This is a genomic window from Streptomyces sp. NPDC028368 (assembly GCF_055565615.1).
This window is the reverse complement of the sequence record NZ_JBVHTY010000003.1, coordinates 270,881-283,279: the sequence shown is the minus strand read 5'-3', so window position 1 is coordinate 283,279 and position 12,399 is coordinate 270,881. Positions and strand designations below refer to the sequence as shown.

The following is a 12,399-nucleotide window of genomic DNA, read 5'->3' as shown; positions in this document are numbered from 1 at the left end:
GGGGTGGGGTAGGCATGAACGCGGTTGAGGCTCCTGAGGCGAGCGCCAAGAGGGGCCGGGCGGGGGGCGCTTCGGGCCTGATGAAGGCCGGCGCCGTGATGGCGGCGGGGACGATCGTCTCCCGTGTCACCGGATTTGTCCGCACTCTGGTCATGGCGGCGGCCATCGGTGTCGACACGCTCAACGACTCCTACCAGGTCGCCAATGTCCTGCCTACGATGATCTACGTCCTGGTCGGCGGCGGTGCGCTGAACGCGGTCTTCGTTCCGCAGCTCGTACGGGCCATGAAGAAGGATGACGACCGGGGCGAGGCGTATGCCAACCGTCTGCTGACGCTGGTCGTGGTGGTGCTGGCGGGCGTCACGGCGCTGTGTGTGCTGGCGGCCCCGCTCCTGGTGCGGATGATGTCGCCGGATATCGCCTCCGATCCGCAGCGGATGGCCGTCACTGTGGCGTTCGCGCGGTACTGCGTGCCCACCATGTTCTTCATGGGCGCGCATCTGGTGCTCGGGCAGATCCTCAACGCCCGCGGCCGCTTCGGCGCGATGATGTGGACGCCGGTGCTCAACAACGTCGTGATCATCGCCGCGTTCGGCGGTTTCATCTGGGCGTTCGGGGGCTTCGCCGACTCCGGTGTCGATGCCTCGACCATCACCCCGGAGGGCGTACGGCTCCTCGGTCTGGGCACGCTGCTCGGTCTCGCCGTGCAGGCGCTGGCCATGTTGCCGTATCTGCGTGATGCCGGTTTCCGGCTGCGGCTGCGGTTCGACTTCCGGGGGCATGGACTCGGGAAGGCCGTGGGCCTGGCCAAGTGGACGGTACTGTTTGTTCTCACCAACCAGATCGGGTTGATCGTCGTCACTCAGCTCGCTACCAAGGCGGGTTCCCTCGCCGCGCGGGCCGGGTACACCGGCGCCGGCTTCACCGCCTATCAATACGCCCTGCTGCTGTGGCAGATGCCGCAGGCCATCATCACGGTGTCGGTGATGACGGCCGTGCTGCCGCGGATCGCCCGCGCGGCTCAGGACGGTGATGCGGCGGCGGTCCGCGATGACCTCTCGTACGGCCTGCGGACCTCGGCCGTCGCCATCGTGCCCTGCGCCTTCGCGTTCCTGGCGCTGGGCGTCCCGATGGCCACGCTGCTCTATGCCGGCTCGGGCGCCGAGGGGGCCCGCGGTATCGGCTATGTCCTGATGGCCTTCGGCCTGGGGCTGATTCCCTTCTCGGTGCAGTACGTCGTCCTGCGCGGCTTCTACGCCTACGAGGACACCCGCACACCCTTCTACAACACGGTCATCGTCGCCGTGGTGAACGCCGCCGCGTCCGGACTGTGCTTCGCGGTGCTTCCCGCGCGCTGGGCGGTCGCCGGTATGGCCGCCTCCTATGGTCTGGGCTACGCGGTCGGCGTGGGCGTCGCCTGGCGGCGGCTGCGCGGGCGGCTGGGCGGCGATCTGGACGGCTCGCGCGTGCTGCGTACCTACGCTCGTCTGGTCGCCGCGGCGGCCCCCGCGGCGCTGACCGGCGGGGGCGTGGCGTATGCGGTGACCCAGGCCCTCGGTAGCGGCGCGTCGGGCTCGCTGGTGGCACTGCTGGCCGGCGGGGGCGTCTTGCTGGGTGTCTTTGTGGTCCTCGCCCGTCTGATGCGGCTGCCGGAAGTCGATGCGATGGTCGGCATGGTCCGGGGGCGGCTCGGGCGCTGACCTGGGTCAGGCATCGGCGGGGAACCGGGAACCCGGCGACCTGTCTCCCGCGTCTTCATGATCGATAGACCGTTCGAGGACGTGGCGCGGGACCTGCGCCACGCCCCTTCGTTTCATGACCACATTCATGGGGGAACGCGAACCATGCGCACAATGAGGCGCCCGCTGGCCATGGCGGCCACCACCATCGCCGTCGCCGGTATCACCTTCGCCGGCATCGCCCCGGCCACCGCCGCCCCGGCCAAGTCCGCGGCCGCCAGTGGCCGCAACTGCGACAAGTACATGAAGGAGGCGGGCGAGCACGAGGCCTTGGGCAACAAGTACGTGGCCCTCCTCGACTTGGAAGAGCGGAAGGCCCACCCGGACCAGCGCAAGATCACCCAGTACCGACTCATGGCGCAGGAGGAGCTCCGGGGGGCCGAGGTCTTCAAGGGGGAGTACTACAAGTGCGTGCGAGGGTGAGCCTGCAACGCCGCCGCTGAGCGGTGCGCTCATGGGGCCCGGCTCTTCGGAGTCGGGTCCTCGTCCGTACGTGTGCCGATCGGTGAGCCGGTGCCCGTATCCGGGAACAGAATCGCGGCTCCGGGTACTGAAAGAGATATGAGCGAGAACAGCGACTTCGGCACCGGCTCCGGCCACGCCCCCGGCAACCCCGGCCACCCTGACGACTTCCGCATCGAGCACGACTCCATGGGCGAGGTGCGGGTGCCCGCGCATGCGAAGTGGCGGGCGCAGACGCAGCGGGCGGTGGAGAATTTCCCGGTTTCGGGGCAGCGGCTGGAGCGGGCGCACATCGAGGCGCTGGCGCGGATCAAGGCCGCGGCGGCAAAGGTCAACGCGGAGTTGGGGGTGCTCGACGGCGATATCGCGGCGGCTGTGCAGGAGGCGGCCCGGGAGGTGGCCGAGGGGCGATGGGACGAGCACTTCCCCGTGGATGTGTTCCAGACGGGGTCGGGGACCTCGTCCAATATGAACGCCAACGAGGTCATCGCGACGCTGGCAAGTGAGCGGCTGGGGCGGGCGGTCCACCCCAACGATCATGTCAATGCCAGTCAGTCGTCGAATGATGTGTTTCCGTCGTCGATTCATATCGCGGCGACGGCGGCGGTCCTGCGTGATCTGGTGCCGGCGCTGGAGCATCTGGTGGACTCGCTGGAGCGTAAGGCGGTGGAATTCGCGGATGTGGTGAAGTCGGGGCGGACGCATTTGATGGATGCGACGCCGGTGACGCTGGGGCAGGAATTCGGGGGGTATGCGGCCCAGGCCCGGTATGGGGTGGAGCGGCTGCGGGCGTCGTTGCCGCGACTGGCGGAGCTGCCGCTCGGGGGGACGGCGGTGGGGACGGGCATCAATACGCCGCCCGGGTTCTCGGCGGCGGTGATTGCGGAGGTGGCGCTGGCCACGGGGCTGCCGCTGACGGAGGCCCGTAATCACTTCGAGGCGCAGGGGGCGCGGGACGGAATTGTGGAGATCAGTGGTCAGCTGCGCACCATCGGTGTGGGGTTGACGAAGATTTCCAATGATCTTCGGTGGATGGCTTCCGGGCCGCGGACGGGGCTGGCGGAGATTGTGCTGCCGGATCTGCAGCCGGGTTCGTCGATCATGCCGGGGAAGGTCAACCCGGTGATTCCGGAGGCCGTTTTGATGGTGGCGGCGCAGGTCACCGGCAATGACGCGGCGGTGGCGGCGGCGGGCGCGGCCGGCAATTTTGAGCTGAATGTGATGCTTCCGGTGATTGCTCGGAATGTGCTGGAGTCGGTGCGGTTGCTGGCGAATGTGGCGCGGCTGCTCGCGGACCGTACGGTCGACGGGATCACGGCGAATGTGGAGCGGGCGCGGGAGTATGCCGAATCGTCGCCGTCCGTGGTCACGCCGCTGAACAAGTACCTGGGGTACGAGGAAGCGGCGAAGGTGGCGAAGCGGTCGCTGGCGGAGCGGAAGACGATTCGTCAGGTGGTCGTTGAGGGGGGTTATGTCGAGCGGGGGCTGCTGAGCGAGGAGCAGCTGGATGCGGCGTTGGATGTGCTGCGGATGACCCGTCCGTGACGTCGTGCGCGTCAGGGCCTTTCCGGCCCTGATCCACCGGACAGGCCCTACGGGTGTCCTCACCCGCCCTTAACGTGCGGTGCGGCTCAGGTCACGGCGCGCGTAACGCCTTGGTCCTAAGCTCTGGTCATGACAGCGGACATGGTGGGGACGACGGAAGGCGGAACGGCCCGTGCCCCCGAGCGGGCCCGTACGGTGGGGCGGGCGCGGGAGGCTCGGTGGGTGCGGGGGGAGCAGATCCTGTGGCGTTATCGGGATAATGCCGACTCCCGTCGGATCCATATCGCCCGTCCGGTGACCGTTGTCCAGGACACCGAGGAGCTGCTCGCGGTGTGGCTGGCGCCCGGTACGCGCTGTGTCAGGCCGGTGCTCGCGGACGGGACGCCGGTGCACCGCGAGCCGCTGGCCACCCGTTACACCAGGGCGCGCCGTACCGCGTTCGGCCCGTGGTTCGGGACGGGGGTGCTGAAGCTGGCGCGGCCGGGGGATCCCTGGTCGGTGTGGCTGTTCTGGGAGCAGGACTGGCAGTTCAAGAACTGGTACGTCAATTTGGAGGAGCCGCGCCGCCGTTGGGTGGGCGGCATTGACTCGCAGGACCATTTTCTTGACATCTGTGTCTACCCGGACCGGCACTGGGAGTGGCGGGACGAGGACGAGTTCGCGCAGGCGCGGCGGGATGGGCTGATGACGTCCGCTCAGGCGGCCGAGGTCAGGTCTGCCGGGCGGGCCGCAGTTGCACAGATCGGGGCGTGGGGCAGGCCGTTCGCCGACGGCTGGGAGAATTGGCGGCCCGATCCCGGCTGGGAGGTTCCCCGGCTTCCGGAGAAGTGGGACCGTGCACCGGATCGTTTGCGGTCGTGAGTGCGTAAAGGGAAGTGGGGCGAGTGAACCGGGCGAACCGGGAAAGACGCGCCTATGGGCACTGCCTTTTCTTGTGTGGCAAGAAGGGGGACCGAGCCCCCTTGCTGTGCCGGGGGTCGGCAACCGTAGGATCGTCCTCCGCAAGACTGCACAGGCGCAACTCCAGAACGGGAAAACGAACTTGACCGCGGTCGCAGGAGGGGCGAGGTCGTGAGCGCGAGAAGCTACGACGAATATGAGGGCCTGAACCGGTTAGCACTTGACCGGGCCGGCCAGGCCGAGGCGTTCGACGCGATCGGCGACCGGTACAACGATGCCTTCCCGCACAAGGAAGGCCAGCTCGCGTCGGGTGCCTGGCTGGCCGACGCACTGCCGGCCGGTTCGCGCATCCTGGATGTCGGGTGCGGTACGGGTCTGCCGACCGCCCGTCAGTTGGCGGATGCGGGACACCGTGTGGTGGGGGTGGACCTCTCGCCCTCGATGATCAAACTGGCCCGGGACAACGCCCCGGCCTCGGAATTCCACCGGCTGGACATCGCCGATCTGCGTGGCGGCCGGCTCGGCGGTCCCGGTTCCTTCGACGGAATTGCCGCCTTTTTCTCGCTTCTGATGCTGCCGCGTGCGGAAATCCCTTACGCGCTGGGCCTGCTGCATGATCTCCTACGACCTGACGGGGTGTTGGCCCTGTCGATGGTCGAAGCGGATGTGGACGACTTCACGATTCCGTTCCTGGGCACCTCGGTCCGGGTATCGGGATACCTGCGGGATGACCTGCGCCGGGTCGTGCGCGACGCGGGTTTCGAGGTCATCGGGGAGGATGCGTATGCGTATGCCCCGGCGAGTACGGACGTACCACCCGAGATCCAGCTCTTTCTGCACCTGCGACGCGCCTGACGCGCCCGACAGACGGCGTGTCAGGTATCAGGTATGCAGGCCCGGACGGATGGAATCCCACGCGTGACGGAGCACCCCACCTCCCACGAATCGCGGCGGTCGGCCTCGACCGCCGCGCCCTCGGCGTCCCCTTTTCGGGGGGCGGGCGGGACGGCGCCGCTCGGCGCGGTTCCCGATCCGCGCAGCGCCTTGCCGCAGGCCACCGCGACCGGGTTCGTGCCCGTTCCCGGTACCGGCTTCGCGGTGCGCGGCGGTGATGACATCGGCATGAACATCGGTATGGGCGCCGGCCTGGAGGCCGGCATGGGCGGTGGTGGCATGCGCGGAGGCGCCGAGGACGAGCCGGTCGCGGATCACGGTGCGGCGGAGCGGGATGCGGCGGGGGAGGCGGAGCGCGATGCCGCGGAGCACACGGCGGGGCGGGTGACGCGTCATCATGTGAGTGACCATGCGGCCTCTCGCGCCGCGGCGCGGGGCGCGACCGGCTCGTACGAGGACTCGTACGGCGACGCGTACCCGGACTCGTACAGGGAGGTGGCGATGCCCGTGGCCGGGCGGCCGGCCGGCGTGCCGGAGGAACGAACCGCGGTCCGTGCCGTGCAGGCGGCGGGACAGGGTGCGGTGGGCCGTGCCGAGGTGCCCGAGCCGGGTGAGGAGCCGCGCACGGGCCAGGAGCAGCGGCCCGGTGAGGGCATCGGCCGGCAGCGTGAGGCCGGGCTGTCCGGTGAGGCGGCGCGCCCGGTGGCCGGGGAGGCCGCCGGGGTGCAGGTGCCGCCGCCGGCGGGCCCGCCGCCCGCTCCCCCGGCCCGTTCGGCGCACCCGGGCGAGAGCAGCGACGTGGTGGCGGCCCGGCAGGCGGGCGGTGACCGGCTGCGGTTCATCGGTGCGGCGACGCGGCGGATCGCGCGCGGCATAGACCTGGACGAGATCGTGCTCGGTCTGTGCCGGGCGACGGTGCCGACCTTCGCCGACGCCATCCTCGTCTATCTGCGCGATCCGCTGCCGGTGGGTGATGAGCGGCCGACCGGGCCGGTGGTGCTGCGGCTGCGGCGTACGGACCGGATCCCGGAGGAGCCGGACACCAACGGCCACCGGCTGCCGGTGCTGCCCGCGCAGCCCGATCTGGGGCCCGCGATGGGCGGCAGCGCGGCGGAGCTGGCCGAGGTGCGGCCGGGCGGTCCGCTGGCGGAGGTGCTGCGGGGTGTGCGGCCGTTGTTCGGTGAGGCGCAGGCGGCGCGTACGGCGCTGCCCGAGCTGCTGGGGCCGGACACCCTGCTGCCCGGTGGCCACCGGGTGGTGCTGGCGCCGCTGCGGGGGCGCCGGCGGGTGATCGGTGCGGCGGTGTTCCTGCGGCGTCCGGACCGGCCGGCGTTCGAGCCGGACGATCTGCTGGTGGCGGCGCAGCTGGCGACGCACACCGCGCTGGGTGTGGACAAGGCGGTGCTGTACGGGCGCGAGGCGTATATCGCCGACGCGCTGCAGCGCACGATGCTGCCGGACTCGCTGCCGCAGCCGACGGGTGTACGGCTGGCCAGCCGCTATCTGCCGGCGGCCGAGACGGCCCGGGTGGGCGGTGACTGGTACGACGCGATTCCGCTGCCGGGCAGCCGGGTGGCGCTGGTGGTCGGTGATGTCATGGGGCATTCGATGACGTCGGCCGCGATCATGGGGCAGCTGCGGACGACGGCGCAGACGCTCGCCGGGCTGGATCTGCCGCCGCAGGAGGTGCTGCACCATCTCGACGAGCAGGCGCAGCGGCTGGGCTCGGACCGCATGGCGACCTGTCTGTACGCGGTGTACGACCCGGTCGCGCACCGGATCATCATCGCGAACGCGGGGCATCCGCCGCCGGTGATGCTGCACCGCGGCGGGCGCGCGGAGGTGCTGCGGGTGCCGCCGGGCGCGCCGATCGGCGTCGGCGGGGTGGACTTCGAGGCGGTGGAGCTGGATGCCCCGGCGGGTGCCACGCTCGTGCTGTACACCGATGGTCTGGTCGAGTCGCGGATCCGGGATGTGTGGACCGGTATCGAGCAGCTGCGGGAGCGGCTGACCGAGACGGCGCGGCTGACGGGGCCCAATCCGCCGCCGTTGGAGCCGTTGTGCGACGAGGTGCTGGACATGCTGGGGCCCGGCGACCGCGATGACGACATCGCGCTGCTGGCTGCCCGGTTCGACGGCATAGCGCCGAGCGATGTCGCGTACTGGTATCTGGACCCGAAGGCGCAGACGGCGGGGCAGGCGCGCCGACTGGCGCGGCGGGCGCTGGCGCGCTGGGGGCTGGATGAGCTGACCGACCAGGTGGAGCTGCTGGTCAGCGAGGTGGTCACGAATGCGGTGCGGTATGCGGAGCGGCCGATCACGCTGCGGCTGCTGCGGACCGATGTGCTGCGCTGTGAGGTGGGCGACGATGTGCCGCAGCTGCCGCGGCTGCGGCAGGCCCGGCCGTCGGATGAGGGCGGGCGGGGGCTGTATCTGGTCAACCGGATGGCGCGCCGGTGGGGTGCGACGCGGCTGAGTATGGGCAAGGTGGTGTGGTTCGAGCTGTCGATGCCGTCGGGGGCGCAGCGCGGCTGAGCGCCCGGGGCCGGTACGGCCATTTGTCCCACATATTGGACCCCGTCTGAGACCGGACGGGGTCCAACTCTTGCCGACAGGCCGTCGGTGGGCGTTGACTGCTGGGGTGGACAAATAGGGACTGACTGACCCCCACCACCCCCCGCCCCAGTCATCGAACGGGAGGCATTCCTCCATGACCAGCCCCGCGCAGAATGTCCCGCGCACCACGAATAACGCCGGTATTCCGGTCGAGAGCGACGAGCACTCGCTGACCGTGAGTCCGGACGGTCCGATCCTGCTCCAGGATCACTACCTCATCGAGAAGATGGCCCAGTTCAACCGCGAACGGGTCCCCGAGCGGGTGGTGCACGCCAAGGGCAGCGGCGCATACGGAATCTTCGAGGTCACCAACGACGTCAGCCAGTTCACCAAGGCGGACCTCTTCCAGCCCGGCAAGACGACCGAGATGCTGGCCCGCTTCTCGACCGTCGCGGGCGAGCAGGGCTCCCCCGACACCTGGCGCGACCCGCGTGGCTTCGCTCTCAAGTTCTATACCGAGCACGGCAACTACGACCTGGTGGGCAACAACACCCCGGTCTTCTTCGTCCGTGACACGATCAAGTTCCAGGACTTCATCCGCTCGCAGAAGCGCCGCCCGGAGAGCGGGCTGCGTGACAACGACATGCAGTGGGACTTCTGGACGCTGTCTCCGGAGTCGGCCCACCAGGTCACCTGGCTGATGGGCGACCGCGGCATCCCCAAGAGCTACCGCCACATGAACGGCTACGGCTCGCACACGTACATGTGGATCAACGCCGGCGGCGAGAAGTTCTGGATCAAGTACCACTTCAAGACGGACCAGGGCATCGACTTCCTCACCCAGGAGGACGCGGACCGCATCGCCGGTGAGGACGCGGATCTGCACCGCCGTGATCTGTACCAGGCCATCGAGTCCGGCAATGCGCCCTCGTGGACGCTGTATGTCCAGGTCATGCCGTTCGCGGACGCCCCGGACTACCGCTTCAACCCGTTCGACCTGACCAAGGTGTGGCCGCACGGCGACTACCCGCTGATCGAGGTCGGGCGGATGACGCTCAACAAGAATCCGGAAGATTACTTCATCCACATCGAGCAGGCGGCGTTCGAGCCGTCCAATATGGTGCCGGGCATCGGCCCGTCGCCGGACAAGATGCTGCTGGGCCGGCTGTTCTCCTACCCGGACACCCACCGCTACCGCATCGGCCCGAACTACCTGCAGCTGCCGCCCAACCGGCCGCACGTCCCCGTCCACTCGTACGCGAAGGACGGTCCGATGCGCTACGAGCCGGCCCGGGTGGCCAGGCCGTATGCCCCGAACTCGTACGGGGGCCCGGCGGCCGACACCGCGACCTACGGTGAGCCGGCGGGCTGGGAGACCAGCGGCGAGATGGTGCGTACGGCCTACACGCTGCGCAGCGACGACGATGACTGGGGCCAGCCGGGCACGATGGTCCGCCAGGTCCTCGACGACGCGGCCCGCGACCGGCTGGTCGGCAATGTCTCCGGCCATCTGCTGAACGGCGTCAGCCGGCCGGTGCTGGACCGGGCGCTGCAGTACTGGCGCAACATCGACAAGAACGTGGGCGACCGGATCGCCAAGAACGTCAACGGAGGCTGAGCACCTCAGGCCCGAGTACCGCATACGGCACCGCGGCCCCTGCCTTGAGGCGGGGGCCGCGGTGCCGTGTGTGCTGCGTGCGTGTGTCCTGCGGGTCAGTCGAAGCCGGGCAGGCTGTTGCTGTCGTTCGTGGTGGTGCCGCCCGGTCCGTTGCCGCCGTTCCCGTTGCCGCCGGTGCCGCCGCCGGGGCCGTCGGTGGTGCCGCCGTCCGGGAAGCCGGAGCCGCTCGGTGTCGGGTCGGTGGGACGTCCCGTCGGGCGGCCGGTGCCGGAGTCCGACGGGGTGCCGGACGGCGTCGGGGTGTGCGAGGGGGTCTCGCTCGGCGAGGGGCTCGACGAGGGACTCGACGAGGGGGTGTTGCTCGGCGTGGGGGTGGGGGTCGGGGCCACCCCGGCGCCGAGATCGGTTTCCAGCTCGAACTGGGCGCCGGTGTTACCGCCCATCGCGGCCTGGGTGTAGTCCGCCCACACCTGCGCCGGATAGCCACCGCCGTTGACCCGGCCGCCGCCGCCGGTGCCCTTGAGGCTGACCTGGGCGCCGCCGTTGGGGGACTCTCCGAACATGCCGACCGCGGTGACCAGCTTGGGCGTGTAGCCCACGAACCAGGCCGACTTGTTGTCGTCGGAGGTGCCGGTCTTGCCGGCCGCCTGGTAGGCGGTGTTCTTCACGGCCTGGGTGGCGGTGCCGTCGTTGACCACACCCGTCAGGACGGAGGTGATGGTGTCGGCCGTCTGCCGGCTGAGGACCGGGGCGCCGATCGGGTCGGGCAGCTTGAGCTTCTGCTCGCCGTGCACCGCTTTGGTGACCAGGGTCGGGGTGACCTTCTTGCCGTGGTTGTCGAGGGTGGCGTACACGCCGGCCATCTGGAGCGGGCTGGCGCCCATGGTGCCCAGGGTCATGGCGGGCTGGACGTCCATCTTCTTGCCGTCCATGCCCAGGCTGACCGCGGTCTGCTTGACCTGCTCCAGGCGGACGTCCGCGCCCATCTGCGCGAAGACCGCGTTGACGGAGTTGTTGGTCGCCGTCTGGACGGTGATCTTCCCGTAGTCGTGCTCGTCCTCGTTGGGCGGCGCGAAGGGGGTGCCGCCGCCGACGACCGGACGGCGGTTGTGGCCGTCGTAGATCGTGTTCGGGTTGATCGGCACGCCGTCCTGGGTGGTCTTGTGGTTCTCCATCGCGGAGGCCAGGATCAGCGGCTTGAAGGTGGAGGCCGGCTGGTAGTCGGAGCGCGTGGCGTTGTTGCGGTAGTGCTTGGGGTAGCCCGCGCCGCCGTACATGGCGACGATATGGCCCGTCCTGGGGTCCACGGAGGCGGCGCCGAGCTGGGCGTCCGCGTCGACCTTGCGCTTGTCGGGCTTGAGATGGTCGGTGAGCTTGCGCTTGACGGACTTCTCCAGCGCCTTTTGCTTGTTGCGGTCGATGCCGATGGTGACGGTCCAGCCGCCGAGCGCGAACTTCTTCTCGTCGACGCCCTGGGCGAAGAGCTCCTGCTTGGCCTCTTCGATGATGTAGCTCTTCTGGCCGGTCACGCCGGGCAGCGGCTTGGGGTCCTGTGGCTTCTGGAGCTTCTGCTTGGCGCGTTCCGCCCGGCTGAGCTTGCCCATCTCGACCATGTTGTTGAGCGTGTAGGCCCAGCGGCGCGTGACGAGCTTCTTGCCGGTTTCGGTCGCACTCGACAAGTCGTACTGGCTCGGTGCCTGCAGCAGCGAGGCGAGATAGGCGCCCTGCGAGACGTTCAGCTTGTCGACGTCCACGTTGTAGTAGGCCTGGGCGGCGGCCTGGATGCCGTAGGCGCCGCGGCCGTAGTAGCTGGTGTTGATGTAGCCGGCGAGGATCTCGTCCTTGGTGAACTTGTTGTCCACCTTCAGCGAGATCACGATCTCCTGGAGCTTACGGCTGACCGTCTGCTCCTGGCTCAGGTAGTAGTTCTTGACGTACTGCTGGGTGATCGTCGAGCCGCCCTGCTTGCCGTGGCCCATCAGGGTGTTGAGGATGCCGCGGAAGGTGCCCACCAGGTCGACGCCGGAGTCGTGCTCGAAGTTCTTGTTCTCGGCGGCGACGAAGGTCTGCTGGACTTGCCTGGGGATCCTGCTGAGCGGGACGGTCTCGCGGTTGACCTTGCCGTCCCGCGCCAGCACGTTCCCGTCGGCGTACTTGAAGACATTGCTCTGCAGCTTGGCGTCCTTGTTGCCATCCGTGGGGACGTCCACGTACAGGTACAGGCCGATGAAGGCGAGCATGCCCAGGAGGATCATTCCGAGGAAGGCTCCGAGGATCTTCTTCCAGCCGAAGATCCGGCGTATGAGGCTCTTCTGCTGCTTCGGCTTTCTCTGTTTCGGCTTGGCCCGGCGGGCGTTCCCCTGCCGCGCCCGCCGCTCGTCAGCTCGGCCCATCGCTCCCGCAACTCCAGTCGTTCCGCCCCCAGGTCATTCAGCTGTTGAAGCTAACACCGCATCTGTCAACAGATACTCATCGATCACGGCTTTTCCTGGCGTGACAAAGAGCACGGGGAGCGCGGGAACCGATAGGGGGGTTTCGGTCATCCCGTTGGATCCTGGCAGGCCAGAGCGCTAAAGTGCTATCACTTTGCTAGACCAGCGAAATCACCTGGTGCGGCGGACATCACGCGCCGCGCCCCAGACACGGGGAAACTCCTATGACGGCTCAGCCCGCTCAGCCCGCCCG

General features: G+C 69.1%; 8 protein-coding genes. 7 read left to right on the top strand and 1 reads right to left on the bottom strand.

Annotated elements, in window-relative coordinates:
- Positions 1-14 precede the first annotated feature (14 nt).
- The 7 genes from murJ (at position 15) to ACZ4S3_RS08295 (ending at position 9,714) form a co-directional block, all read left to right on the top strand.
- Complete coding sequence (gene murJ, locus ACZ4S3_RS08325; protein ID WP_467928263.1) at positions 15-1,700, top strand: murein biosynthesis integral membrane protein MurJ; 1,686 nt, start codon at positions 15-17, stop codon at positions 1,698-1,700.
- 144 nt (positions 1,701-1,844) lie between these two features.
- Positions 1,845-2,162 (top strand): hypothetical protein, encoded by a 318-nt coding sequence (locus ACZ4S3_RS08320; RefSeq protein ID WP_467928258.1) that lies wholly within the window; start codon positions 1,845-1,847, stop codon positions 2,160-2,162.
- 138 nt (positions 2,163-2,300) lie between these two features.
- Complete coding sequence (locus tag ACZ4S3_RS08315) at positions 2,301-3,746, top strand: class II fumarate hydratase (protein WP_467928253.1); 1,446 nt, start codon at positions 2,301-2,303, stop codon at positions 3,744-3,746.
- A gap of 129 nt (positions 3,747-3,875) precedes the next feature.
- The gene (fomD, locus tag ACZ4S3_RS08310) at positions 3,876-4,607 is read left to right on the top strand and encodes a cytidylyl-2-hydroxypropylphosphonate hydrolase (RefSeq protein ID WP_467928248.1); all 732 of its coding nucleotides are present in this window, start codon (positions 3,876-3,878) and stop codon (positions 4,605-4,607) included.
- A 210-nt stretch (positions 4,608-4,817) separates the two neighbouring features.
- Positions 4,818-5,501 carry a class I SAM-dependent DNA methyltransferase gene (locus ACZ4S3_RS08305; protein WP_467928244.1) on the top strand — a complete coding sequence of 228 codons (684 nt, stop codon included), beginning with the start codon at positions 4,818-4,820 and terminating at the stop codon, positions 5,499-5,501.
- A gap of 63 nt (positions 5,502-5,564) precedes the next feature.
- Positions 5,565-8,075 (top strand): SpoIIE family protein phosphatase, encoded by a 2,511-nt coding sequence (locus ACZ4S3_RS08300; protein ID WP_467928240.1) that lies wholly within the window; start codon positions 5,565-5,567, stop codon positions 8,073-8,075.
- A 175-nt stretch (positions 8,076-8,250) separates the two neighbouring features.
- Positions 8,251-9,714: a catalase gene (locus ACZ4S3_RS08295; protein WP_467928235.1), complete on the top strand. Its 1,464-nt coding sequence runs from the start codon at positions 8,251-8,253 to the stop codon at positions 9,712-9,714.
- Positions 9,715-9,809: 95 nt separating this feature from the next.
- Here the strand turns inward: ACZ4S3_RS08295 and ACZ4S3_RS08290 are convergent, their stop codons facing one another.
- A complete protein-coding gene (locus tag ACZ4S3_RS08290) occupies positions 9,810-12,107 on the bottom strand; it encodes a transglycosylase domain-containing protein (RefSeq protein ID WP_467928231.1) in 2,298 nt (765 codons plus the stop codon).
- Between the last annotated feature and the right edge of the window lie 292 nt (positions 12,108-12,399).

What these genes read in the sequence shown, in the direction of transcription:
- fomD (WP_467928248.1), top strand. Translation starts at nt 3,876, where the DNA reads ATGACAGCGGACATGGTGGGGACGACGGAAGGCGGAACGGCCCGTGCC.
- ACZ4S3_RS08290 (WP_467928231.1), bottom strand. Translation starts at nt 12,107, where the DNA reads ATGGGCCGAGCTGACGAGCGGCGGGCGCGGCAGGGGAACGCCCGCCGG.
- ACZ4S3_RS08295 (WP_467928235.1), top strand. Translation starts at nt 8,251, where the DNA reads ATGACCAGCCCCGCGCAGAATGTCCCGCGCACCACGAATAACGCCGGT.
- murJ (WP_467928263.1), top strand. Translation starts at nt 15, where the DNA reads ATGAACGCGGTTGAGGCTCCTGAGGCGAGCGCCAAGAGGGGCCGGGCG.
- ACZ4S3_RS08315 (WP_467928253.1), top strand. Translation starts at nt 2,301, where the DNA reads ATGAGCGAGAACAGCGACTTCGGCACCGGCTCCGGCCACGCCCCCGGC.
- ACZ4S3_RS08320 (WP_467928258.1), top strand. Translation starts at nt 1,845, where the DNA reads ATGCGCACAATGAGGCGCCCGCTGGCCATGGCGGCCACCACCATCGCC.